Origin of the sequence: Erythrobacter sanguineus (assembly GCF_900143235.1) — a bacterium.
GTDB lineage: Bacteria > Pseudomonadota > Alphaproteobacteria > Sphingomonadales > Sphingomonadaceae > Erythrobacter > Erythrobacter sanguineus.
In genome coordinates, this window is record NZ_FRDF01000010.1 from 117,717 (window position 1) to 142,629 (window position 24,913).

16 protein-coding genes and 1 pseudogene are annotated in these 24,913 nt (G+C 61.7%); 6 read left to right on the forward strand and 11 right to left on the reverse strand.

Features of this window, described 5'->3' with window-relative positions; all coding sequences use genetic code 11:
• Window positions 1-57 precede the first annotated feature (57 nt).
• From BUA05_RS09780 to rplJ, 7 genes are all read right to left on the reverse strand, one after another.
• Complete coding sequence (locus BUA05_RS09780; protein ID WP_072674693.1) at window positions 58-1,713, reverse strand: Curlin associated protein; 1,656 nt, start codon at window positions 1,711-1,713, stop codon at window positions 58-60.
• A 122-nt stretch (window positions 1,714-1,835) separates the two neighbouring features.
• The gene (locus BUA05_RS09785) at window positions 1,836-3,605 is read right to left on the reverse strand and encodes a beta strand repeat-containing protein (RefSeq protein ID WP_072674624.1); all 1,770 of its coding nucleotides are present in this window, start codon (window positions 3,603-3,605) and stop codon (window positions 1,836-1,838) included.
• A gap of 116 nt (window positions 3,606-3,721) precedes the next feature.
• Window positions 3,722-5,197 carry a beta strand repeat-containing protein gene (locus tag BUA05_RS09790; protein WP_072674626.1) on the reverse strand — a complete coding sequence of 492 codons (1,476 nt, stop codon included), beginning with the start codon at window positions 5,195-5,197 and terminating at the stop codon, window positions 3,722-3,724.
• Between the two features lie 447 nt (window positions 5,198-5,644).
• The gene (locus tag BUA05_RS09795; RefSeq protein ID WP_072674627.1) at window positions 5,645-6,619 is read right to left on the reverse strand and encodes a CsgG/HfaB family protein; all 975 of its coding nucleotides are present in this window, start codon (window positions 6,617-6,619) and stop codon (window positions 5,645-5,647) included.
• Window positions 6,620-6,629: 10 nt separating this feature from the next.
• Complete coding sequence (locus BUA05_RS09800; RefSeq protein ID WP_072674628.1) at window positions 6,630-7,025, reverse strand: curli assembly protein CsgF; 396 nt, start codon at window positions 7,023-7,025, stop codon at window positions 6,630-6,632.
• A 316-nt stretch (window positions 7,026-7,341) separates the two neighbouring features.
• Entirely contained in the window at window positions 7,342-7,713 is a 372-nt protein-coding gene (gene rplL, locus BUA05_RS09805; RefSeq protein ID WP_072674630.1) for a 50S ribosomal protein L7/L12, read from the reverse strand.
• Window positions 7,714-7,795: 82 nt separating this feature from the next.
• Complete coding sequence (rplJ, locus tag BUA05_RS09810) at window positions 7,796-8,311, reverse strand: 50S ribosomal protein L10 (protein ID WP_072674632.1); 516 nt, start codon at window positions 8,309-8,311, stop codon at window positions 7,796-7,798.
• 404 nt (window positions 8,312-8,715) lie between these two features.
• On the opposite strand from rplJ, the gene BUA05_RS09815 reads away from it, so the two are divergent.
• Window positions 8,716-9,123, forward strand: coding sequence for a phosphate-starvation-inducible protein PsiE (locus BUA05_RS09815; RefSeq protein ID WP_084662579.1), 408 nt, complete (start codon window positions 8,716-8,718; stop codon window positions 9,121-9,123).
• A 50-nt stretch (window positions 9,124-9,173) separates the two neighbouring features.
• On the opposite strand, the gene BUA05_RS15115 is transcribed toward BUA05_RS09815, so the two are convergent.
• Window positions 9,174-9,245 (reverse strand): helix-turn-helix domain-containing protein, encoded by a 72-nt coding sequence (locus tag BUA05_RS15115; protein ID WP_072674697.1) that lies wholly within the window; start codon window positions 9,243-9,245, stop codon window positions 9,174-9,176.
• Window positions 9,246-9,607: 362 nt separating this feature from the next.
• Between BUA05_RS15115 and rpoB the strand changes: the two genes are divergently transcribed.
• From rpoB to BUA05_RS09840, 4 genes are all read left to right on the forward strand, one after another.
• Window positions 9,608-13,807, forward strand: a complete 4,200-nt coding sequence (rpoB, locus tag BUA05_RS09825; protein WP_072674634.1) for a DNA-directed RNA polymerase subunit beta — start codon at window positions 9,608-9,610, stop codon at window positions 13,805-13,807.
• An 81-nt stretch (window positions 13,808-13,888) separates the two neighbouring features.
• Window positions 13,889-18,190, forward strand: coding sequence for a DNA-directed RNA polymerase subunit beta' (rpoC, locus tag BUA05_RS09830; protein ID WP_072674636.1), 4,302 nt, complete (start codon window positions 13,889-13,891; stop codon window positions 18,188-18,190).
• Window positions 18,191-18,356: 166 nt separating this feature from the next.
• Window positions 18,357-18,797, forward strand: coding sequence for a DNA-directed RNA polymerase subunit beta' (locus BUA05_RS09835; RefSeq protein ID WP_072674638.1), 441 nt, complete (start codon window positions 18,357-18,359; stop codon window positions 18,795-18,797).
• 43 nt (window positions 18,798-18,840) lie between these two features.
• Window positions 18,841-20,205, forward strand: a complete 1,365-nt coding sequence (locus BUA05_RS09840) for a glutamate--tRNA ligase (protein ID WP_072674640.1) — start codon at window positions 18,841-18,843, stop codon at window positions 20,203-20,205.
• 165 nt (window positions 20,206-20,370) lie between these two features.
• On the opposite strand, the pseudogene BUA05_RS15120 reads toward BUA05_RS09840, so the two are convergent.
• Together BUA05_RS15120 and BUA05_RS09850 are read right to left on the reverse strand one after the other, a co-directional pair.
• Window positions 20,371-20,574, reverse strand: a pseudogene (locus BUA05_RS15120) (transposase); the annotation flags it as partial.
• A gap of 109 nt (window positions 20,575-20,683) precedes the next feature.
• A complete protein-coding gene (locus BUA05_RS09850; RefSeq protein ID WP_245790159.1) occupies window positions 20,684-23,560 on the reverse strand; it encodes a M16 family metallopeptidase in 2,877 nt (958 codons plus the stop codon).
• A gap of 613 nt (window positions 23,561-24,173) precedes the next feature.
• Between BUA05_RS09850 and BUA05_RS09855 the strand changes: the two genes are divergently transcribed.
• Window positions 24,174-24,590: a hypothetical protein gene (locus BUA05_RS09855; RefSeq protein WP_245790160.1), complete on the forward strand. Its 417-nt coding sequence runs from the start codon at window positions 24,174-24,176 to the stop codon at window positions 24,588-24,590.
• A 75-nt stretch (window positions 24,591-24,665) separates the two neighbouring features.
• On the opposite strand, the gene BUA05_RS09860 is transcribed toward BUA05_RS09855, so the two are convergent.
• Window positions 24,666-24,913: integrase core domain-containing protein (locus BUA05_RS09860; protein WP_143150296.1), on the reverse strand; the 248-nt coding region annotated here is incomplete at its 5' end.

Sequence of the window (24,913 nt, forward strand, 5' to 3'; positions counted from 1 at the left end):
AGGTCCCGGTTGAAAGCATCCGGGCGGGCCCTTGCGAGCCCGCCCGGAGATGTCAGGTCAGAAGCCCTGCGTCACAGTGGCGGTGTTGCTGTCGCCCGTCTGAGTGACGGACGAGTTGTTGAAGTGGCTCGACTGCGTCACGGTGGCGGAGTTGCCCGCGCCGGTCTGAAGGATGGTCGACAGGTTGTCGTCACCCGACTGGGTCACCGAGGCCGTGTTGTAGAGGCCGCCATCGCCGTTCTGGGTGATGGTGCTGGTGTTGTCGCTACCGGACTGATCGCTCGAGGCGGTGTTCAGGGTGCCGTTCTGGGTGATGGTCGATTCGCTGTCGAAGCCGCTCTGCGTGATTGTGGCCGAGCTGAACGACTGGGGGCCAGGGCTGCCGGGACCGCCATTCTGGTCGATTTTGGCGGTGTTGCCTGACGAACCGGCCAGCTGGCTCACCGTCGCGGTGTCATTGCGAGCGTTCGAATCCTGATTGACATAGGCGAAGCTGTCATCGCCCAGCTGATCGATATCGACGCTCGAATTGAGGCCGCCCAGCTGGCTGACAAAGGCAAGGTTGCCATTGCCGCCTTGCAGCACGTTGGCATTGAGGCCCGCACCGTCCTGCAGCACGTCGGACTCGTTGTTGTCACCGGACTGGGTGACGATGGCCGTTGCACCCTTGTTGTCCTGATCGATGTTCGAGTCGTTGTTGAACCCGCTCTGGAGCACGGTGGCGCTCAGGTTGGAGTCGACGGTGGTCAGACCCTTGTCGTCCTGATCGATGACCGAGTTGTTGTCATCATTCGTCTGCGTCACGCTTGCGAAGAAGGTGTTCGAGTTCGCGTTGTCGAGCTTCTGGGTGATTTCCGAGGTGTTGGCCCCATCCTGATCGACGATCGCATCCATGTTGTTCGAACCCGCGCCATTGGCGGTCTGGGTGATGGTGGAGGTCGCGCCGTTCTGCTGGTCAACGATTGCGTCCAGATCGCCCGTCATGTCACCGTTGAGAGTCTGGAACACGTCCGAAGTCGAACCGCCGCTCTGGGTCACACGGGCGAAGGCCGAGGGGTTGAAGCCGCTGGTGTCGGTAGCGGTCTGGACAATGTTCGAGGTCGAATCGCTCTGGATCACCCGGGCATCCATGTTCTTGCCACCGTTCGAGCCGGTCTGCAGGATGTCGGACGTCGCGCCGCCGGTCTGCTCCACGATCGCACGCAGACCGCCGGTGTAACCCGGACCATTGGAGTTCTGGGTGACCTCCGAATCGTTGTCGTCGCCGGTTTGCGTGACCGAAGCGGTCTGATTGAAGCCACCGCCGGCCGCGATCGTCTGATTGATGGTCGATTCGTTGCTGATGCCGTCCTGAACGACGGTCGCATCGGGGTCGAAGCCGGGCGCACCGAAGGTGCCGCCCTGACCCGGCGCAACGTCAGGATCGACCTGCGTAACGGTCGAGGTGTTGTCGGAGCCCGACTGGGTCACGTCGGCGAGGCTGAGGAACGAGTCCTGATCGATGGTCGAGCTGTTTCCGGTACCCTCCTGATCGACCAAGGCCGAGTTGCCATCGCCGTTCTGGTCGATGTCCGAGGTGTTGCTGCCGTTCTGCTCGACGGTGGCAGCGTTGCCGTTGCCGATCTGGTCGACGTCCGAGGTGCTCTGGGCATAGGCCGGAGCGGCGATGGAAAGCGCCAGGATCGAGGCGCCGGTAAGGATTGTCTTTTTCATTTCAAGTTCCTTCATGTTTCAGGTTGGCTTGCGACTTGAACGAATTGTTCTGCGATCCGGGATCTTGAGGCCCCGGCTGAAATCTCCGGGCGGACCAGCGTGGCCCGCCCGGCAAGCTTGTGTCAGAAGCCCTGCGTGACAGTCACCGAACCGCCGGTGCCGAGCTGATTGATGGTCGACATGTTGTTGTCGCTCGTCTGGGTCACGCTCGCGGTGTTGAGCGAACCGCTCTGCAGGATGTCCGAGGTGTTGCCGTTACCGGTCTGCGAGACATCCGAGGTGTTGTCGTTGCCTGACTGGGTCAGCAGCGCGGTGTTGAGCGAACCGTCCTGGAATACCTCCGAACCATTGTCGGCGCCCGACTGGTTGACGGTGGCGGTATTGGTGGCCCCGGCGATCGAACCGATCTGCTCGATCGTGCTGCCGTTGTTCGGGCCGCTCTGGTTGACGTTGGCCAGACCGGCAAAGCCGCTCTGCGTTACTTCGGATTCGTTGTCAGCACCCGACTGCGTCACGTTGGCGATGTTGAACTGGTGGGCCAGCCCACCGGTCTGCGTGACCACCGAACTCGAGCCATCTGACCCCGTCAGCTGGTCGATGAAGGCCGAATTGCTGCGGCCCGACTGGGTGATTTCCGAAGTGGTGTCATTGCCTTCCTGAAACACGTCGGCCGAGTTGGTGAGACCCGTTTGGCCGATGGTCGACGCATTGTCGTCACCGGTCTGCAGCACATTGATCAGCAGGTTGTTCGAACCGTTTTGCGTCGCCTCGCTGGCGTTGCCATTGCCGCTTTGGGTGATGGTCGCGGTCGCATATTTGTTCAGCTGGGTCAGGTCCGACGTGTTGTTGTCACCGGTCTGGTTGACAGTCGCTGTCAGGCCCTCGTCGGCAAAGGCATTGACCCCGCCGAAGTCGCTCTGGCTGACGTTCGAGGTGTTCCCGTCGCCGCGCTGGGTGACAGTCGTCAGGAAGGTGTTCGAATTGGCCAGCTCGAAGGTCTGGTTGATGGTCGAGGTGTTGTCGCCATCCTGATCGACGATCGCGTCCTGGGTCACCGAAGCGGCGCCATTGGCCGTCTGGTTGACGGTCGAGGTTGCCCCGTTGCGCTGCAGAACCGAAGCGAACAGGTCGCCGCCGCCCGCGCCGTTGACCGTCTGGTTGACGTTCGAACCCGAACCGCCCGCCTGATTGACCACCGCGCGCAGCGACGGGTTGTTCGGCACGGTCGAGGCGTTGCCGGTCTGGATCACGCTTGAGGTTGAATCGTCCTGCGTCACTTCGGCGCGGAAAGCCTGGGCACGGTTGTTCGCAATCTGGGTCACGAGCGAGTCGGCCCCGTTGCTCTGGTTCACGAAAGCGCGCAGTGTGCCGGTGAAGCCCGGGCCGTTGGCTTCCTGTGTGATGCTGGAGATGTTGTCGTCACCGTTCTGGTTGTTGTTAGCGACCAGGTTAAAGCTGCCCACCACGTTGGTCTGGCTGATCGACGAATCGTTCCCGTTGCCCTGCTGATTGATGCGGGCCTCAGGGTCTGCGTCGAGCGGCTGAAGCGTGTCCCTGTCCGATGCGTCGTTCTGCGTAACGTTGGCGATGTTGTCGTCGCCGTTCTGGACCACGTCGATGAGGCCCTCGATTGAGGTCTGGTCGATGGTCGTAGTGTTGCTGTTGCCGGTCTGCAGGACGCCTGCAGTCCCGTCAGTGCCGTCCTGCCCGATGGTGACAATGTTGCTGTCACCATCCTGATCAACATCTGACTCATTGCCCGAGCCGTTCTGGGTGACCGTGGCGCCGTTGCCGTTGCCTGTCTGGTCAATGTCGGAGATATTCTGCGCAAAAGTAGGCGCGGCGATGGCAAGAGCCACCATCGAAACGCCGGTGATGAGAATGTTCTTCATGGTTCAATTCCTCAAAGCTGTGCTTTTTTCTGCCGGTCCGGGGTGAGCCCAGCGCCCGCTCACTCACCCGCCCGGCGCGGAAGAGGGCCCCCAAGGCCCTCTCCGCTATGCGCGCGTTACGGTATGTTCTGGCTGACGATGGCGGAGTTGCCGTTGCCGATCTGGGTGACGTCGGACATGTCGCCGTTGCCGCCCTGGCTGACATTGGCGATGTTGCTGTTGCCCGACTGGCTGATGATGGACTCGTTGCCGATCCCGCCATCGATCTGCAGCAGCGTGGCGAGGTTGTTGTCGCCATTCTGCTCGACGGTGGATTCGCCATCGTCGCCGTTCTGGGTGACGTTGGCGGTGTTGCCGTCGCTCGCCGCACCGGTCAGAACGAAGAAGTTGCCGTCAGTTCCCTGCAGGATCGACGAACTATTGCCGTTGCCGTTCTGGGTGAGGCTGGCGGTCTGGTTCTCGCCGACCTGGATGATACCGGCCGGGCCAGCCCGGTTGCCGGAGCTGTTGCCGTCACCGATCTGGGTGATGCTGGCGACCTGGTTGCGGCCATACTGGGCGATCGCGGCTTCGTTGCCGTTACCCGTCTGGCTGACCGAGGCGCTCTGGTTCTCGTTGAGGACCGGCAGGGTAAAGGGGCCGAAGAGCCCATTGAACTGCTGGCTCGCGGCGTTCTGGGTTACGGTCGATTCATTGTCGTCGCCCTGCTGGTTGACGGTCACGTCCGAACCGTTGGCGATGCCGGTGACTTCGGAATCGTTCTCGATGCCGTTCTGGGTGACATCGATCGTCGACGCGCCGGCGATCTGATCAACCACCGAGAGGTTGTCTGTGCCATCCTGGTCGACATCAACCGACGCGAGGCTGGCGGACTGGGTCACGTCGCTATCGTTGCGGGTGCCGTTCTGGCTGACGGTGATGGCCGCGCCCGAGCCGGTCTGGTCGATGAACGAGTCATTGTCCTCGCCGTCCTGCGTGACCGTCACGCCCGCCAGAGAACCGCTCTGGGTCACGGTTGAGATGTTGGTCTGGCCGTCCTGAATCACCGTCACGGTCGCACCGCTGCCGCTCTGGTCGACGAAGGAATCGTTACCTTCCGCAGAACCGTCTGAATTGCTTTGGGTTACCGCCACCGAAGCGAGATTGCCCGACTGTGTCACCGCGCTGTCGTTCTGGTTGCCGGTCTGGATCACGCTGGTGATGGCCAGGTTCGCGTCCTGGCTGACACCCGAGATGTTGCCGGTGCCGTTCTGGGTGACTTCGACAGCGCTGAAATCGCCTTCCTGCGTCACGTCGCTGTCGTTGCCTTCGCCTTCCTGCTCGACGTCGGCAGTGTTGTTCGACGAACCCACTACCTGCAGGATGGTCGACGTGTTGGCATCACCCGCAGTGCTGATCTGGGTCACGTTGGCAGTATTGTCGCTGCCGTCCTGATCGATGTCGCTGGTGTTGGTGCCCGCCCCGCTCTGATCGACAGTGGCGGTCTCGGCGACGCCGGTCTGTTCGACATCGGAGGTGTTGGATTGCGCCATGGCAGCCCCTGCAAGCGACAGAGCCAGTACGGATACGCCGGTCTTGATGATCGTTTTCATTGCTCGTTTCCCTCTATAAACCACTGAAAATAAGATTTTTCGTGGCCTCGCATGCGTTTGTGCGCTGCGGGGTCCATGAAATTCTGGATGTGATGAGCTTGCCGCGCCCCCTGAAAAGCGGGGCTGGGAAGGGTGACGCTGCCGCGCTTTCCCGTGTCGCTATAACCCCACGCGGGCGCAGGGCATGCGCCTTGTCCATGGGACTCGAAGGGTGGGGTAGTAAACCAAGCTCGGTATTCATTGTTGCATCCGCCCATCTGATAGGCGATACCGAGCGTTGGCCACGGCGCGATGAGACGCCGGGCTACTAGGTGATCGCATACCTTTTCCTCGCGCGCATCGGAGTGGCAGCTCCTTTGCGTGCTTATTTTTTGCGGCCCAACGGCGCTTTAGGCGCTCTCTGGTTTATCCCGTCCGGCTGGCAGGCCGACCGGAAATTCATTCACTTTACGAACCGTCGCGTTTGCTCTCGTCCCGGTCCGCATCGATAATTGTCATCGCGGTCAGCGAGCCTGCGCGCTTGACCGCCTTCTGAATATCACTGGCATCGTAGACACCGTCGCGCTCGGCGCGATAGGCTGCGAGCAACTGCTGCGCGGTCGACATGTCCTCAAACCGCCAAAGGTCGAGTTCCACCCCTTCGAGCACCAGGCCATAAACGGCCTTCTCGATCGCCTGCTGCAACGCCACCTGATCAGGTTCGTTGGAAGTGATCCCCGCCTCTGCCTCAAGCAGTTCGCGGAACGCCACGAATTTGAAGGCGCTTGCCCCCAGCGCCTGGCTGGCAATCGTCTTGGAGGTGGTGATGTTGGCCAGCACCTCGCCCGTGCGGACAGATACCGCGCGCAGATAGACTGTTACCGTGTCCTGACGATACTCGGTACGCGCGCCGATGCCGAGAAAGGCTGCGCCTGCACCGCCCGTTACCGTGTTGGTATCATAACCCACGATCCCGCCTTCCAGCAGCACGCCGGCAAACAGCAATGCGGGGAGGGCGTTGGGATCAATGTCTTGTTCGCCGAGATAGCGCTTGCGCATCTCGCCAATGATCTGGCGTTCGCGCAGCAGGTTATCCAGCCGTTCGCGCTCGACCACGGTGAACCAGCTGCGATTGCCTGCGTCCTGCAATGCCTTGACCAGCATCGCACTGGCGCCTTGCGTCACGGCGCGGGACAAGGTCTGGCCAACATCGCTCGGTTTGAACTGGCCGGTCTGGTCGGTGAAGCCATAGACTGCAATCGCGACCTGCCGCTGCGGGCCCGGAAGCTGATGCAGCAGATTCTGGGTCTGGGTCTTCTTCGGGAAATAGGCCAGACTGGTGGCGGTCGCCACCGAGTTGCGTCCGTCCTGCGGCATGCTCATGCAGCCCGTAAGGGCGACAGCGGCCATGCCTGCGAAAATCGAGGAAAGCGGGAAACGCATCAATCTGACCTCAATCCACCTCGATGAAGAGCGGCACGACGATGCGGGTTTCCTCACCACTTCCATCATTTCGGATGATCAGCGTGACTTCATCAAGCGAGCGAAAGAATTCGATCGTCTGGCCGCCAAAGCTGATGGTGCCCTGTTCCTGTGGGTTGTCACCGAAGATCGCATCGACGATCTGCGAGGACAGTGCCGAAAGCAGGCGGGACTGGAGCTGTCGGGCGAAGATATCGGCCTGGGAATTGGTCGAAGTCGAGCGCGGGTCGCGGGTGTTGTTGTTGGCGTTCGCGACACCCAGCACATGGTTCGAATTGAACGGGTTGCCGCCGAAGGTCGGGCTGATCGGACGATGCACCAGATCCTGTGCCGCGACAGGCGCCGCAGCAACGACCATAGCTGCCATAAGGCAAGCTTTCACAAACGACATGATACCCCTCCCATTACCAAGGAACGTCTGAATCGAGCTTTTGCCCTTCTTTGGCATTCGAAGCCTGTTCGACTCGGCGACTCGGTAAGGGAATGTTAGGCGTTATTAACAGTGTGTAAAGTAACTTTGGCGAGACATATCCGGAATCGTCCTTTTCCTAGACAGTTGCAAACCGTGCATTAAATTTGCTCTGCGAGAGTCATGCGGCGTCGTGCCGGTCGGGGTAACGACAAAAAAGGCGGCGCCGTTGCGGGCGCCGCCTTCATTGGTCGACCGGTATGGTCGGAAAGACTTACTTGAGCTCGACGGTACCGCCAGCTTCTTCGATCTTCTTCTTGACCTCTTCGGCTTCCGCCTTGTTGACGCCTTCCTTGACCGCCTTCGGCGCGCTTTCGACGAGCGCCTTGGCTTCGGTCAGGCCGAGGCCGGTGATGGCGCGGACTTCCTTGATGACCTGAATCTTCTTCCCGCCGTCGCCGGTCAGGATGACGTCGAATTCGGTCTGTTCTTCGGCAGCTTCGGCCGCAGCAGCCGGGCCAGCAGCAACCGCAACAGCAGCAGCGGCGCTGACGCCCCATGCTTCTTCGAGGGCCTTGGCAAGTTCAGCCGCCTCAAGGACGGTCAGCTTCGAAAGTTCTTCAACAAGCTTGGCGATATCGGCCATGATGGTTCACTCCAAATTGTGGCGGGACAAAAGACACCATTGTCTCTGGCCCCAGATTGTTTCGTCTGACGAAAAACGTCTCTTAAGCTGCGTCCTTGGCGGCATAAGCGCCGAACACACGGGCGACCTTTGCTGCGGGCGCGGTAACGACCTGGGCGATCTTCGTCGCCGGGGCGTTGACCAGGCCCACGAGCTTGGCACGCAGTTCGTCGAGGCTCGGCATCGAGGCAAGCGCCCGGATCCCGGCTTCGTCGAGCACGACCGCACCCATCGAACCGCCAATGATTTCGAGCTTGTCGTTCGTTTTGGCGAAATCGACAGCAGCCTTGGCGGCCGCGACCGGGTCAGTTGACCAGGCCAGCCCGACCGGGCCGATGAGCATGTCATCAAGCCCGACATAGTCGGTGTCCTTGAGCGCGAGCTTGGCGAGACGGTTCTTCGCAACCTTATAGGATGCACCAGCATCGCGCATCTTGGTACGCAGGTCAGTGGACTGGGCCACCGACATGCCGAGATTGCGGGTGACGACCACCACGCTGACCTCGTTGAAGACCGCATTGAGCTGGGCAACCGCGTCGGCTTTCTGCGAACGATCCATGCCATACTCCTTCACATGTGATCGCACGAGAAATGGCTCTCCCGGGCGATCGGCTACGTTTGTCCATGCGCGGCGCTGAAGCTCCGAACATGGGCGAGTCCGTCGATAGGGAAGGAGGGTGTGACCGGGCATAGTGGCCGGCACGCGCAGGGTGGCCCGATTGCGGGGCGCCCGGCAGAATCTCTTTTCCCCGTCTAGGCTGGAAATTAAGACCGGCATATTCCGGTCACCAACTGTCTTGGACGGATGACCGGCGAACCGGTCGGGCAGCCCCATTGGCCATAGGCGGTGCCGAGTCAAGCCATTTGTCCCAGGCCCAGATGGGCGCGGGCCCTGCCATCTCGGCTGCCGGTGCGCGCCACAACCTTGGTAAAGCGCGAAGTTTTGCCCTATGCTAGGCATCGATGGACGAGCCGAAACCGAACGATCCGCTTTCCGAGCAGGTGCTGCACGACAGCCGCGCGGGAAAGCTGTTCAAGTTGATCGAGCAAGCTCTGCTGCTGCTGACCGCAATCATGACACTGGTGGCAGCAGGGGCCGAGGTGTGGTCTGTTTATCAGCGCGGCTCGATTGTGCTGGCCGATATCCTGCTGATGTTCCTGTATACCGAAGTGATTGCGATGATCGCGGTGTTCTACACCGGCAAGGGATCGTCCTTCGTCTTTCCGATCTTCATTGCGATTACCGCGATCGCCCGGCTGATCGTGTTGCAAGGCAAGGACATGGACCCCCAGAATATCGTCTACGAGGCGAGCGCGATCCTGCTGCTGGCGTTTGCCGCGCTGGTGATAGCGCGGGTGCGGTCGGGCTGAGTGCACGGCAGCGGGCCGGAGGGGATCCCCCCGCCCGGCCGCATCCCTCTTTACGCATCGTAGACCAGCAGATCCCCCGGCTGACATTCCAGTTCGCGGCAGATCGCCGCGAGGCATGTCAATCTTGTCGTTCATCGGTCTGGCAGGTTGAGGCGATCCTGCCGCCGGCTGCAAGTGCAAACTGGCCGGTTGGCCTTGGATCCGGCGAACATTGACACAGGCGGACGGCATTCCTACATGGCCAGCCTCTGCTCGCTTCGAGCAAGTCCGATTCATCCGCGGGGATCGGTCTGGGAATGGAAGCAGACAGACGCCATAATCGCGACGCAAAACCGAAATGCTGTTGCCGGCAATCCCGACCAGGGTGTTGTCAGGCATCAGTTTTTTGTGCGTTGGAAATGGCTCTTTTCCCCGCGGAACGCAGCGAAATTTCCCGTCCGTGCGATTTGTTCCGCACGGCCCAATTGAAGAGGCCCAACTCTCCATGGCAACCAAGGCGAAGCCGCCCGTCACCCGCAGCCGCAAGGCGCAGGGCACCGCGAAAAAGCGCATCCGCAAGATCTTCGGCGATATCCACGAAGTGGTGCAGATGCCGAACCTGATCGAGGTTCAGCGCGAAAGCTACGAGCAGTTCCTGCGTTCCGACAAGGCGACGGGTTATGTCTCCGGCCTTGAGAAGACGCTGCGCTCGGTCTTCCCGATCCGCGACTTCGCCGGCACTGCCGAGCTTGATTTCGTGCATTACGAACTCGAAGAACCCAAGTACGACACCACCGAGTGCCGCCAGCGCGGCATCACCTATGCCGCGCCGATGAAGGTGACCTTGCGCCTCATCGTGTTCGAGGTGGATCAGGAAACCGAAACCCGCTCCGTCCTCGATATCAAGGAGCAGGACGTCTACATGGGCGACATGCCGCTCATGACCGAAAACGGCACCTTCATCATCAACGGCACCGAGCGCGTGATCGTTTCGCAGATGCACCGTTCGCCGGGTGTGCTGTTCGATCACGATCGCGGCAAGACGCATTCTTCGGGCAAGCTGCTGTTCGCTGCCCGCGTCATCCCCTATCGCGGTTCGTGGCTCGATTTTGAATTCGACGCCAAGGACATCGTCAACGTCCGGATCGACCGCAAGCGCAAGCTGCCGGTCACCGCGCTGCTTTATGCGCTCGGCCTCGATGCCGAAGACATCCTCCACCATTTCTACAATACCGTGGTGTGGGATCGCGCCAAGGATGGCTGGAAGATTCCGTTCGTGGCGGAACAGTGGCGCGGCTCCAAGCCGACTTTCCCGCTGATCGACGCCGCCACCGGCGAGGAAGTGTTCCCCGCTGGCCAGAAGATCAGCCCGCGCGCCGCCAACAAGGCAGCCAAGGACGGGCTGGCCGATCTGCTGTTGCCGGTCGAAGAAGTCGTCAGCCGTTTCGCTGCACGCGACATGATCGATGAATCCACCGGTCGGATCCATATCGAGGCCGGTGACGAACTGACGCTCGAGCATGTCGAGGCCTTCGACAAGGCCGGGATCGACCGGCTCGAACTGCTCGACATCGACGAGATCAACACCGGGCCGTGGATCCGCAACACGCTCAAGGTCGACAAGGCCGAGAACCGTGACGAGGGTCTTGAGGCGATCTACAAGGTGATGCGTCCGGGCGAACCGCCGACGAAGGAAACTGCCGAAGCATTGTTCGAAGGCCTGTTCTTCGATGCCGAACGCTATGACCTCTCGGCTGTTGGCCGCGTGAAGCTCAACATGCGTCTGGGCCTCGATGCCGAAGACACGGTGACCACTTTGCGCAAGGAAGACATCCTCGCCGTGGTCAAGGAACTGGTCGGCCTCAAGGATGGCAAGGGCGAAGTCGACGACATCGACAACCTCGGCAACCGCCGCGTGCGTTCGGTGGGTGAATTGCTGGAAAACCAGTACCGTGTCGGCCTGCTGCGCATGGAACGTGCGGTCAAGGAGCGCATGTCGTCTGTCGATGTTTCGACCGTCATGCCCAACGACCTGATCAACGCCAAGCCGGCTGTGGCCGCGGTGCGTGAATTCTTCGGCTCGTCGCAGCTGTCGCAGTTCATGGACCAGACCAACCCGCTGTCCGAAGTGACCCACAAGCGCCGCGTTTCGGCCTTGGGCCCGGGCGGTCTGACGCGTGAACGTGCTGGCTTCGAAGTCCGCGACGTTCACCCGACCCACTATGGCCGCATCTGCCCGATTGAAACGCCCGAAGGCCCGAACATCGGTCTGATCAATTCGCTGGCGAGCTTCAGCCGCGTCAACAAGTACGGCTTCATCGAAACCCCGTACCGCAAGGTGCTGGACGGCAAGGTGTCGAGCGAGGTGATCTATCTTTCCGCAATGGAAGAGCAGAAGCACACCGTCGCGCAGGCTTCGGCGGAGCTGACCGAAGATGGCAGCTTCGTTGAAGAACTGGTCTCGGCCCGCCATAATGGCGACAACCTGATGGCACCGCGTGAGCATGTGACGCTGATGGATGTCAGCCCCAAGCAGCTCGTTTCGGTTGCGGCATCGCTGATCCCGTTCCTGGAAAACGATGACGCCAACCGCGCACTGATGGGCTCGAACATGCAGCGTCAGGCTGTGCCTTTGGTCAAGGCCGAGGCGCCGTGGGTCGGCACCGGGATGGAAGAAACCGTGGCGCGTGATAGCGGCGCGGCGATTGCGGCCCGTCGCGGCGGGATCGTTGATCAGGTCGATGCGACCCGTATCGTGATCCGTGCGATCGGCGATGTCGAACCCGGCCAGTCGGGCGTGGACATCTACACCCTGCAGAAGTTCCAGCGTTCCAACCAGAACACCTGCATCAACCAGCGTCCGCTGGTGAAGGTGGGCGACGTGATCGAACAGGGCGACATCATCGCCGACGGCCCCTCGACCGATCTGGGCGAGCTGGCGCTGGGCAAGAACAGCCTCGTCGCCTTCATGCCGTGGAATGGCTACAACTACGAAGACTCGATCCTGATCAGCGAACGCATCGTGAAGGATGACGTCTTCACCTCGATCCACATCGAGGAATTCGAGGTCATGGCGCGCGACACCAAGCTCGGGCCGGAAGACATCACCCGCGACATTCCCAATGTCGGCGAGGAGGCCCTGCGCAACCTCGACGAGGCGGGCATCGTCTATATCGGCGCCGAAGTGCATCCGGGCGACATTCTGGTCGGCAAGATCACCCCCAAGGGTGAATCGCCGATGACCCCGGAAGAAAAGCTGCTGCGCGCGATCTTCGGCGAAAAGGCGAGCGATGTGCGTGACACCTCGCTGCGGCTGCCGCCGGGCGTGGCGGGCACCATCGTCGAAGTCCGGGTGTTCAACCGCCATGGGATCGAGATCGACGACCGTACCCGTGCGATTCAGAACGAGGAAATCGAACGCCTGCGCAAGGATGCCGCCGACGAACGGGCCATTCTCAACCGCGCGACTTACAACCGCCTGCGCGACATGCTGATCGGCCAGACCGCATCGGCTGCGCCCAAGGGGGTGAAGAAGGGCGTCGAGATCACCGAGGAACTGCTCGAGGACATCGAACGCCACGAATGGTTCAAGTTCGCAGTCGCTGACGATGGACGACAGGCCCAGATCGAAGCCGTGAAGTCGCAATATGACGAAGCCGTTGGCCTGATCGATGCCAAGTTCGAGGACCGCAAGGAAAAGCTCGAGCGTGGCGATGAACTCGCTCCGGGCGTGCTCAAGATGGTCAAGGTGTTCGTAGCGGTGAAGCGCAAGCTGCAGCCGGGTGACAAGATGGCGGGCCGTCACGGCAACAAGGGCGTTATCAGCCGCATCCTGCCAGCCGAGGACATGCCGTTCCTCGAAGACGGGACGCCGGTTGATCTTGTGCTCAACCCGCTGGGCGTGCCGTCGCGCATGAACGTCGGGCAGATCTTCGAAACGCACCTGGGCTTTGCGGCCCGTGCGCTGGGTCACGAAATCAAGGCCAAGCTGGACGACTGGCGCGCTGCCAATCCGAACGCTGCCGAAGATTACGCCAATGTCGCACCGCCGGCTGTGGTCGTGGATCGTCTGAAGGACATCTATGGCGACCAGTATTTCGAGGATCTCGACAGCCGCACAACGGCCGATATCGTCGAGCTTGCCGGCAACCTTTCGGCTGGTGTGCCGATGGGAACGCCGGTGTTCGATGGCGCGCGCGAACCGGACGTATCGGAAATGCTGATCAAGGCCGGGATCGACTCTTCGGGTCAGTCCACGCTTTATGATGGCCGCACGGGTGAGGCGTTTGACCGCAAGGTCACCGTGGGCATCATCTACATGCTGAAGCTGCACCACCTTGTGGACGACAAGATCCACGCGCGTTCGATCGGGCCGTACAGCCTCGTCACCCAGCAGCCGCTGGGCGGCAAGGCGCAGTTCGGCGGACAGCGTTTCGGCGAAATGGAAGTCTGGGCCTTGCAGGCTTACGGCGCGGCCTACACCTTGCAGGAAATGCTGACGGTGAAGTCCGATGACGTGGTCGGCCGCACCAAGGTCTATGAAGCGATCGTCAAGGGCGACGACACCTTCGAGGCTGGCATTCCTGAAAGCTTCAACGTGCTCGTCAAGGAAATGCGCTCGCTGGGTCTGAATGTCGAGTTGAAGTCGATCCTCGACGAGGATGACGGCGACCAGACCGATTACAGCGCGATCGCGGCGGAATAGGAATTCGGGGCCCGGATGTGCAAGTTTCCGGCCCCGCTTCCATCGCCCATCTGAATTCATCCCACCAACGGGAACAAAGCCATGAACGACCTGACCAAATTCACCAACCAGCTGGCGAAGCCTGAAACCTTCGACCAGATCCAGATCGGCATCGCCAGCCCCGAGCGCATTCGCTCGTGGTCCTATGGCGAGATCAAGAAGCCGGAAACCATCAACTACCGCACGTTCAAGCCTGAGCGTGACGGGCTGTTCTGCGCGCGCATCTTCGGCCCCGTGAAGGACTACGAGTGCCTGTGCGGCAAGTACAAGCGCATGAAGTACAAGGGCGTCGTCTGCGAAAAGTGCGGCGTCGAAGTGACCGTGACCAAGGTCCGCCGTGAGCGCATGGGCCATATCGAACTGGCCGCGCCGGTCGCGCATATCTGGTTCCTGAAGTCGCTCCCCAGCCGCATTGGCCTGCTGCTCGACATGCAGCTGAAGCAGCTTGAGCGCATCCTCTACTTCGAAAGCTATGTGGTGATCGAGCCGGGCCTGACCCCGCTCGAGAAGTACCAGCTGCTGACCGAGGATGAACTGCTCGAAGCGCAGGATGAATATGGCGAGGACGCCTTCAGCGCCAGCATTGGTGCCGAAGCGGTGCAGACCATGCTGGCCGAGCTCGACCTCGAAGCCGAGCGTGAAGCGCTGATGGACGAGCTGGCGACCACCAAATCGACGCTCAAGCCCAAGAAGATCATCAAGCGGCTGAAGGTCGTCGAAAGCTTCATCGATTCGGGCAACCGCCCCGAGTGGATGATCCTTGAAGTGATCCCCGTGATCCCGCCCGAACTGCGCCCGCTGGTGCCGCTGGATGGTGGCCGGTTCGCGACCTCGGATCTCAACGATCTCTATCGCCGCGTGATCAACCGCAATAACCGGTTGAAGCGCCTCATTGAACTGCGCGCGCCGGACATCATCGTCCGCAACGAAAAGCGCATGCTGCAGGAAGCCGTTGACGCATTGTTCGACAATGGTCGCCGCGGCCGTGTCATCACCGGCGCCAACAAGCGTCCGCTGAAGTCGCTCAGCGACATGCTCAAGGGCAAGCAGGGCCGCTTCCGTCAGAACCTGCTCGGCAAGCGCGTCGACTATTCGGGCCGTTCGGTGATCGTGACCGGGCCGGAATTGAAGCTGCACCAGTGCGGCCTGCCCAAGAAGATGGCGCTCGAACTGTTCAAGCCGTTCATCTACGCCCGTCTGGATGCCAAGGGTCTGTCGATGACCCTGAAGCAGGCCAAGAAGTGGGTCGAGAAGGAACGCAAGGAAGTCTGGGACATCCTTGACGAGGTGATCCGCGAACACCCGGTGCTGCTCAACCGCGCGCCGACGCTGCACCGTCTGGGCATCCAGGCGTTTGAACCCGTGCTGATCGAAGGCAAGGCGATCCAGCTTCACCCGCTCGTCTGCTCGGCCTTCAACGCCGACTTCGATGGTGACCAGATGGCGGTCCACGTACCGCTGAGCCTCGAAGCCCAGCTCGAAGCGCGCGTGCTGATGATGTCGACCAACAACATCCTCTCGCCCGCCAACGGCAAGCCGATCATCGTGCCGTCGCAGGACATGGTGCTGGGGATCTACTACCTCTCGATGGAGCGGCAGGAGAAAAACCCCGAGTACCTCGACAATGCCGATGGCACCAAGGTCGAGCGCCTGCCGCGCTTCTCCGACATGGCTGAAGTGCATCAGGCACTCGAAGCCAAGGCGGTCACGCTCCACACCCGGATCCTCGCCCGCGTTCCGCAGGCCGATGAATCGGGCAAGGTGTCGATGCAGCGCTTCGAAACCACGCCGGGCCGGATGCTGATTGGCGAGTGCCTGCCCAAGAACCACAAGGTTCCGTTCGACATCATCAACCGCCTGCTGACCAAGCGTGAAATCGGCGACGTGATCGATCAGGTCTATCGTCACACCGGCCAGAAGGACACGGTGCTGTTCGCCGATGCGATCATGAGCCTCGGCTTCCGTTATGCGTTCAAGGCCGGGATCAGCTTCGGCAAGGATGACATGATCATCCCCGACGCCAAGGTGAAGCTGGTTGACGAGACCAAGGAACTGGTCGCCGGTTATGAGCAGCAGTATCAGGACGGCCTGATCACCCAGCAGGAAAAGTACAACAAGGTGATCGATGCCTGGTCAAAGTGCGGTGACATGGTCGCCGACGCGATGATGGCGGAGATCAAGGCGACGCCGATCGACGCCGATGGCAGGGAAGCCCAGATCAACTCGATCTACATGATGAGCCACTCCGGTGCGCGTGGTTCGCCAGCGCAGATGAAGCAGCTTGCCGGGATGCGCGGCCTCATGGCCAAGCCTTCGGGCGAGATCATCGAGACCCCGATCATCTCGAACTTCAAGGAAGGTCTGACCGTTCTTGAATACTTCAACTCCACCCACGGCGCGCGCAAGGGTCTTGCGGATACGGCCTTGAAGACCGCGAACTCGGGTTACCTCACCCGCCGTCTGGTCGACGTGTCGCAGGATTGCGTCATCGTCGAAGAAGACTGCAAAACCGAAAACGCGCTCGAAATGCGCGCCATCGTGCAGGGCGGTTCCGTGATCGCCTCGCTCGGTGAGCGTATTCTCGGCCGCACCGTGGCCGAGGACGTGATCAACGCCGCCACCGGTGACGTGATCGTTCCGGCGGGCACGCTGCTCGACGAAGCGATGGTGAAGGAGATCGAGGCGGCTGAAGTGCAGTCCGCCCGCATCCGCTCGCCGCTGATCTGCGAAGCCGAACAGGGCGTCTGCGCGACCTGTTATGGGCGTGATCTTGCACGCGGTACGCCGGTCAACATCGGTGAGGCTGTTGGCGTCATCGCGGCGCAATCGATCGGCGAGCCCGGCACCCAGCTTACGATGCGGACCTTCCACATCGGCGGCGCGGCGCAGCTCAATGAAACCTCGCACCTTGAGGCGATTTCGGATGGCCGCGTCGAACTGCGCGACATGCCGACTATCACCGACAAGCGTGGCCGCATCCTCAGCCTCGCTCGCAACGGCGAGATCGCGGTGATCGATGCCGAAGGGCGTGAGCGCGAAATGCACAAGGTGCCTTATGGTACGGTGCTGATGTTCAAGGATGGCGAGCAGGTGAAGATCGGCGATCGTCTCGCCGAGTGGGACCCGTTCACCCTTCCGATCATCACAGAACAATCGGGCGTGGTGAAGTATCAGGACCTGGCCGAGGGCATCACGCTCGAAGAAGCGGTCGATGATGCCACCGGCATTGCCCAGCGCGTGGTGACCGAGAACCGCGCAACCGGCCGCAAGAAGAAGGAAGACCTGCGTCCGCGTCTGACCCTGCTGGCCGAGGGCAGCGGGGAGACCGAAGCGGCACGCTACATGCTCGCTCCGGGCACCACCCTGTCGGTCGAGGATGGCCAGACGGTCGAAGCGGGTGATATTCTCGCCCGTGCCAGCCGCGAAGCTGCCAAGACCCGCGACATCACCGGCGGTCTGCCGCGTGTGGCCGAACTGTTCGAAGCGCGCATGCCCAAGGACGTCTCAGTTATCGCCAAGATTTCCGGCCGGATCGAATTCGTTCGCGAATACAAGGCGAAGCGCAAGATCGCGATCATTCCTGAGGAAGGTGATCCGGTGGAATACCTGATCGCCAAGACCAAGGTGATTGACGTGCAGGAAGGCGACTACGTGAAGAAGGGTGACACCCTTGTTTCCGGATCCCCCAACCCGCACGACATCCTCGAGGTGATGGGCGTTGAAGCGCTGGCCGAATATCTCGTCAACGAGATCCAGGAAGTCTATCGCTTGCAGGGCGTGAAGATCAACGACAAGCACATCGAGGTGATCGTTCGCCAGATGCTGCAAAAGGTCGAGATCACCGATGGCGGGGACACCACCCTGTTGCCGGGCGAGCAGATCGATCTGGCGGAAATGCTGGAAATCAATGGCAAGCTGGCCAAGGGCAAGCAGGGCGCGTCGGGCACTCCGGTGCTGCTCGGCATCACCAAGGCTTCGCTTCAGACCCGCAGCTTCATTTCGGCGGCCTCGTTCCAGGAAACCACCCGCGTTCTGACGCAGGCGGCGGTTGAAGGGAAGAAGGACACGCTGATCGGGCTGAAGGAGAACGTCATCGTTGGCCGTCTCATCCCGGCCGGCACCGGTGCGGGCATGAACCGTCTGCGTGTCACCGCCAACAGCCGTGACGCCGCGCTAAAGGCTGCGTGGAAGAAGCAGCAGGATGCGCTTGCCGCATCCGGCCAGCGCGAAGTCGAGCCGGAAGCCGATGCCGTCGGCAGCGAAGAAGCGATGAAGGCAGCGATGGCCAGCATGGCTGCTGCTGCGCCCGCAACCGATGCTGCCGATGACGCGGGCGAGGAGTAAAAGCCTCCCCTGCCTCATCACGAAGCATGAAATGCCCCGCCGGAGCCACTTGCTCCGGCGGGGTTTTTCGTGGGCAATGGATCGCCGCATATTACGCTATTGCAAGTCACTCGCATCAAGGGTAGCAGAATGGAGTCGCCCCGGCACCCACCACCAGCGAGGTTCCATGTCCCGCCCAAACTCATCTTCCACCACAGCGCAGGATATCATTGCCGCGCTCGCAGTTCCGCCGCCGATCGATACGCTCGGGCCGATTGCGGGGCGTTTCATCCATGCGCTTCGCCTGATCGCATTGCACGAGCGCATCGGGCGTGATCCGGTCCCTGAACTGGCGGTGCGATTGGGAAGCGTCGACATCGCTGCCAAGTCGCTGATCCTTGCCCATGCCATCTCGTCCACGTGGCCCGAGAATATTCACGTGTCGCGCTTTTGCTGTCGGCTGCTGAGCCATGATGAGGCGAGCATCGGTGGCTTTGTCGATGCGGCTTCGCGCCGCGACCGGGCTGGCTTTGAAGCCATCCTTGGTGATCTGATCCGCACCGATCGCATGCACCGTCTGTGGGAGGCGGCGCTCGCACTGATCGCTGCCGAGATGCGCAAGGTGTAAGCCTGCTTGCGGGCGCGCGCGCGGCGTTCTACCGCTCGCCCTCATGAGCACCATCACCCGTTTCGCCCCATCGCCCACGGGCCGGCTTCACGTTGGCAATATCCGCACAGCGCTCCACAACTGGATGCTGGCGAAGAAAAACGGTGGCAGTTTCATCCTGCGCATCGACGATACTGATGCAATGCGCAGCCGCGAGGAACATGTCGATGCCATCCGCGCCGATCTTACCTGGCTGGGGCTGGACTGGGACCGTGAAGAGCGCCAGCAGGACCGACTGGATCGCTACGAAGACGCCTTCCGCGCACTCAAGGCCGCGGGTCGAATCTACCCCTGTTACGAAACCGCACAGGAGCTTGAGGTCAAGCGCAAGATCCAGCTCGGCCGCGGTTTGCCTCCGATCTACGACCGCGCATCGTTTGGGCTAAGCGCTGCCGAACGCGCCAGCAAGGAGGCTGGTGGCACGCCTGCGCACTGGCGTTTCCTGCTCGATCATGGTGAACCGATCACATGGGATGACGGTATCCGCGGGCCGCAGAAATTCGATCCCGCGCAGCTTTCCGATCCGGTAATCCGACGCGCTGATGGATCTTGGCTCTACATGATGCCGAGCGCGGTCGATGACATCGACATGGGCATCACACAGGTGTTGCGCGGCGAGGATCACGTTTCCAATACAGCTGTTCAAATACAGATCTTTACCGCACTTTTTGCTGCAGGCTTTGCTGCAACAGAAAGTGCAGCAAAAAAGATTCCAGTCTTCGCCCATGAAGCGCTTTTGGTGGGCCGCGAAGGCAAGCTTTCAAAGCGGCTCGGATCACTCGGCTGCGATGCTTTCCGTGAGCGGGAAATCGAGCCGGAGGCGATCATTGCGTTGCTGGCGCGGCTCGGCACCTCAATGCCCGTTGAACCGATCGCAGATCGCACAACGCTGGTCGAAAGCTTTGACCTTTCGACATTCGGTCGCGCGCCAGCCAAGTTCGATGAACAGGATCTCGAACGCCTCAATGCTGCAATCGTCCACCAACTGTCGTACGAAGCCGTCCGGACGCGCCTGCCCGAAGGCATGGACGAGGCCGGCTGGCACGCGATCCGCCCGAACCTTGCGAATATTGGTGAGGCAAACGAATGGTGGCAGCTTGTCACCGGCCCCGTCTCGCAGCCGGAATTCACCGCCGATGACCGTGCCTATCTTGCCGCAGCCGCTACAATGCTCGCATGGGGCGGCGACCCCTGGCAACAACTTACGCATGCGCTGAAGGAGGCCACGGGCCGCAAGGGGCGCGCACTCTTCCTGCCGCTGCGTCAGGCCCTGACAGGCATGGACCATGGACCTGACATGGCTGAACTGCTCCCGTTGATCGGTGAGACCGAGGCCCGCACCCGTCTGGAACGCGCGGCTGGCGGCTAGCGGGCCGAGGCCTGCCCTTCGGGACGACGCAATGCCGCTCCAAACCAAAGTGAGCGAGCTACTGTCCGCAAACAGTCGGTGTCATTGGTCGAACCGCGCCGCTTGCGCGAGTCCGTGTCCTGCGCTGAAGCAAACCATTCGAGCCCGTAGTCGAGGTTTGGCATGCTATCCTCGCGCCTTCGGGCGAGGTCTGGCAGGCTTGCCGTCCTTGGTCGCCAGCTCAGCTTGGATGCGGTTGAACACGCCGAGGCGACTCCAACAGATGAAGCGGTCGTAGATCGTGTTGTGCGGGCCCAATCCGGCTGGCGCATCACGCCCGCGCTGCGCATTCCTGATTACGAAAAAAATGCCACTCACGATCCGCTGGCCATCAACCCGTCGTCGCTAGCGCCAATGATTCAATGGATCCTGAGCCTAGCACGTTCGCCCAAGCCTCTTCGTGCAATCCCAGCAGCCGATTCGCTTCCGGTCAGGTTCGTTACAGGTCCTCCGCCTCGAGATAGGTGATCGGCATGGCGAGGGTTTCAAGCTGAGCGTCGATCACCGCCCGGTCGCCCACCACTACGATCGTCATGTTGTGCGGGCCGAGATATTCGCGCGCAGCGTCATTGATCATGGCAGGATCGATCGCGCCGTAGATCGCCGGCAACTGCGCCTGGTAGTCGAGATTGCGGCCGAGCCGGCGGCTGGTCAGCAATGCTCCCAGCACTTGTCCATTTGTCTCAAGCTCATTCGGCAGGCCGAGAATATTGCCTTCGGTCGCACGCTGATACTCGGCCGGATCGACCGGGCGTTCTTGCGGGAACGCGGCGACCTGCGCGAGTATCGCGCGGATCGAATCCGCCGTTCGGTCGGCCTGAACTTGTGTGCCGATCTGCAGCATCCGCTGGCCTTTCGCGACCGGGATCGATGAGCCGATACCATAGGTCCAGCCCTTGGTTTCGCGCAGGTCCTGATTGAGGCGGGAAAGAAACCCGCCACCCAGCACCTCGGTCGCCAGCAGGATTGGTTCGCTGCCCTCGACATGGCCGAACAGCGGTGTGGCGCGGCCCATCAGCAGGAAGCTCGACGGCGAATTTGGGCGGTCAATCACCACCAGCCGCGGCTGCGGCTCCGGGGCCGGTCGGTCGGTCGTCGTGGTTGGCGCGGGGGTTTCGGGCGCGGCCCAGTCGCCGAAGGCACTTTCCAGCGCGGGGACCAGTTCTGCCAGCGAGACATCGCCTACCGCGATGATGGTGGCAAGGTCAGGGCGGAACCAGACACGGTGGGCGGTGGCGAGATCCGCCGGAACCAGCCCGGCGATGGCCTGCGTATCGCCGCTCGATCCGGAATTGGCATAGGGGTGATCGGCGCCATAGATCAACGGCATGTAGGCGCGGCTTGCAAGCCCCGCAGGCGAAGCCAGTTCCTGCGCTACCGCCGCCAGCCGCTGTTCACGCACACGCGCGACGTCGTCGTCTCTGAAGGCAGGATTTCGTACCACGTCTGCCATCAGCGCGAGCGAGGGTGCAAGGTTCGTGGTAAGCGTCTCCAGTGTGATGGTGTCGCTATCGATGCCGGCGCGGGCGCGGAGCGTGCTGCCGAGCTGTTCCTGCAGGATCGCGATATCGAGGGCACTCTTGGTTGCGGTCCCCTCGGTCAGCAGATCGACCATGGTTTCATGCAAGCCGATGCGGCCCGGCGCGTCGGCCGCAGTGCCCGCATTGATCGTCAGTGCCAGCGAGACCTTCGGTACCGATGGCCGCTGCGCAATCAGCACTTCAATGCCGTTGGATAGCGTCGCCCGCTGCACCTGCGGAAAGGTCAGATCCCCGGCAGATATAACCGGCGGCTGGCTGCGCGGGGCGCCGGTGCGGGTGACGTCCACCGGCGCGCGGGCATCCGGCAGGGGCGGGGCCGTGGTGTCCTCGTCTCCCCATCCGCCCAGCGTCGCACCGTCGAGCGTGCGTTCGCCCGGCACGACCCACAGCGTGTAGGCCGGGCGTGAAAGCCAGCGCTGCATCGCCTGCTGTACATCCGCCGGTGTCAGCCCGACGATTTGTTCCAGCTCGCGGCGATAGAAGGCGGGGTCGTCGGAATAGAGTTCGCCCTCGGCGAGAATAAAGCCCTTGCCGCCGAAGCCGCCGACCTGTTCGAGCCGGGCGATTGCATCGGCGACAAGCTGGGTCTTGGCCCGCTCAAGCTCCGCCAAGGTTGGGCCTTCGGCCACCAGCCGTGCGGTTTCCCTCTCGAGCGCGGCGCGCGCATCTTCGGGCGATGTGCCGTCCTTCAGGTTAACGCGTGTTTCGAGGAATCCGAGCTGTTCGAACGCAGAGGCCGAGGCACTGACGCCAACTGCGAGTTCGGCGCCGCGAACCAGTGCGTTGTCGAGGCGCGAGCTTTGCAGGCCGCCGAGGATGTCCATCCCCACGCGCAGCGGTACCGCATCGGGATGGTTCAGACCGGGGCTAGTCCAGAACTGGAACAACGCTGGAAACGGCACTTGATCGGTGACGGTGAGTTCCTTTGCTTCGCGCAGCGTCTCCGGCCCGGCTTGAACCGGTTCGACTTCCGGCCCGCGCGGGATTGCACCGAACCAGCGTTCGACCATCGGCCGCGCCGTTTCGGCATCAATATCCCCTGCCAGCACCAGCACCACGTTGTTGGGCGCATAATTGTTGCGGAACCAGTCACGCACGTCCTGCAGGGTCGCCGCTTCGAGGTCTGCCATCGAGCCGATGGTGGAATGACGATAGGGATGGCCGACCGGCAGCAGCCCCTCGGCCTGCAGATAACGCACCAGACCATAGGGCTGGTTGTCGCCCTGACGCTTTTCGTTCTGCACCACAGCACGCTGGTTATCGAGTTTTTCCTGCGTAACCGCGCCGAGCAGGTAGCCCATCCGGTCGCTTTCCATGAACAGCGCCAGATCGAGCGCGCCGGTTGGCACCGTTTCGACGTAATTGGTGCGGTCGTAATAGGTGGATCCGTTGGGGCCGGTGGAACCGGCGGCGAGCAGCGGAGCGTCGTAGTTCTCCACATTTTCGCTGCCGACGAACATCAGGTGTTCAAACAGATGCGCAAAACCGGTGCGGCCACGCGGTTCGTGCTTCGAGCCGACGCGGTAATAGACCGTGACGCCGACGATCGGCGCCTTGCGATCAGTGTGGATGATGGTGGTAAGGCCGTTCTCCAGCGTGAAGCGCTCGAACGGAATTTCGGCTGCATCCACCAGTTCGGCAAGGCCGCCCGCCGGTGGCTGGCTTTGCGTGGTTGCGGTGATCTGCGCTGAACTGGTGCTGGCGCATGCCGCGAACAACAGTGAAAGGGCAGCGGGGAGCGCGAGGCGGAAGGGATGGGCAAGTTTCATTGGCATTCAATAGCATTCCCCGCGACTTGCGCCAGTCCGTTTCAGCAGTGGGCCAAGGGGCTCAAGCCCGGCCAGAAAACGCGGGCACACCGAAAAGCCGCTTTGAGAGAACGCCCTCAAAGGCGCGCTGAAGCGGCGCGGTAATGCTGGCAGGATGACCGCGCATGGCTTGCTGTCCACGGCGAGTTCGCTGATCAGCGAGAGCGGCAGGTGGAACCTCGATGCGATCGAGTGCGTGCTTGCCCATCGGGAGAGGGGAACGCGGTGAGTGCCGCTTTTTTGCTGATTTTGGGCGCTTTCGTATCCATGCGCGCAAGGATGCCAGATGCCTCATGGAGAACAAGGACGGCACTCGGTGTGGTGGGAAGTTCTGCTGCCGCCCTTTTGCCGCTAAACAAGGTTTTCATGCGGTGCCAAGGATAAGAGGCGCTTGACCGGCACCGCGGAAACCTAACAGCGTTTGTAAATTGATCCCCTGAAACCCTCCAATAAACTCGCCGCTCCTTGCAAATCGGGAGTGTCAGCATGAGTATCGTCTTTGCCGCCGGGATCGCTCTTTCGCCCCTCATCGCGCTTCAGGGCCTTACGATCGGACGGACCGCGGGCCGGTGTGGCGGGATTGGCGCCCGAGTATTCCGACGGCGTGTGCCGGGTTAGTGTGTTCGGCAAGGACGGCGCAGGCGAACAGATCCGCGCCGAATTCTCGCGCCGCCTGCGCGATGGCAATCTCGGTATCTCGCTCTTCGGACCATTCATCCGCCAGTTTCGGGGCGTAGACGGCGACGCCAATTTCCCGGTCACCGTGGTCTATGATACCGGCGCCAGCGTGCCGTCGCGCACCGGCGGGTACGACGTCGGCGGCTTTTGCGAATATGCCTGGGGCGGTTGGGGGGCCGGGTGCGGCATCGGATGCGACCTATGCGGCATTGCGCGGCGCGAGCACGTTCTCCGTTGGCATGAACGGCAACAGCTATGGCCCTTTAACATGGCAGGGCACTGGCGCAGTCTGGAGCGCGCTGGACGATTGCGAAGCTGACTGTCCGTCGTCAGAACATTTGGCACAACTTGCGGCGTAGATTAGCGGAGTGCGGACCTCGTCTGGGGGTTGGTTTTAGGCGGCGAGCTTGCGGTGTTGCAAGCGCCGATGTTCGATGGTGTGTCGCTTGATCCTTTCACGCTGATTGAGGATGGAAGCCGCCCTGCCGAGGTAGGCGTCGGCGGGCGTCACGTTGGACAGCGCTTCGTGATAACGCTGGTGGTTGTAGTGCTCGACGAAGGCCTCGATCTGGGCCTCGAGGTCACCGGGCAAGAAGTAGTTTTCCAGCAGGATGCGGTTCTTCAGGGTCTGGTGCCAACGCT

What these genes read in the sequence shown, in the direction of transcription:
- BUA05_RS09780 (WP_072674693.1), bottom strand. Translation starts at nt 1,713, where the DNA reads ATGAAAAAGACAATCCTTACCGGCGCCTCGATCCTGGCGCTTTCCATC.
- BUA05_RS09785 (WP_072674624.1), bottom strand. Translation starts at nt 3,605, where the DNA reads ATGAAGAACATTCTCATCACCGGCGTTTCGATGGTGGCTCTTGCCATC.
- BUA05_RS09790 (WP_072674626.1), bottom strand. Translation starts at nt 5,197, where the DNA reads ATGAAAACGATCATCAAGACCGGCGTATCCGTACTGGCTCTGTCGCTT.
- BUA05_RS09795 (WP_072674627.1), bottom strand. Translation starts at nt 6,619, where the DNA reads ATGCGTTTCCCGCTTTCCTCGATTTTCGCAGGCATGGCCGCTGTCGCC.
- BUA05_RS09800 (WP_072674628.1), bottom strand. Translation starts at nt 7,025, where the DNA reads ATGGCAGCTATGGTCGTTGCTGCGGCGCCTGTCGCGGCACAGGATCTG.
- rplL (WP_072674630.1), bottom strand. Translation starts at nt 7,713, where the DNA reads ATGGCCGATATCGCCAAGCTTGTTGAAGAACTTTCGAAGCTGACCGTC.
- rplJ (WP_072674632.1), bottom strand. Translation starts at nt 8,311, where the DNA reads ATGGATCGTTCGCAGAAAGCCGACGCGGTTGCCCAGCTCAATGCGGTC.
- BUA05_RS09815 (WP_084662579.1), top strand. Translation starts at nt 8,716, where the DNA reads ATGGACGAGCCGAAACCGAACGATCCGCTTTCCGAGCAGGTGCTGCAC.
- rpoB (WP_072674634.1), top strand. Translation starts at nt 9,608, where the DNA reads ATGGCAACCAAGGCGAAGCCGCCCGTCACCCGCAGCCGCAAGGCGCAG.
- rpoC (WP_072674636.1), top strand. Translation starts at nt 13,889, where the DNA reads ATGAACGACCTGACCAAATTCACCAACCAGCTGGCGAAGCCTGAAACC.
- BUA05_RS09835 (WP_072674638.1), top strand. Translation starts at nt 18,357, where the DNA reads ATGTCCCGCCCAAACTCATCTTCCACCACAGCGCAGGATATCATTGCC.
- BUA05_RS09840 (WP_072674640.1), top strand. Translation starts at nt 18,841, where the DNA reads ATGAGCACCATCACCCGTTTCGCCCCATCGCCCACGGGCCGGCTTCAC.
- BUA05_RS09850 (WP_245790159.1), bottom strand. Translation starts at nt 23,560, where the DNA reads ATGCCAATGAAACTTGCCCATCCCTTCCGCCTCGCGCTCCCCGCTGCC.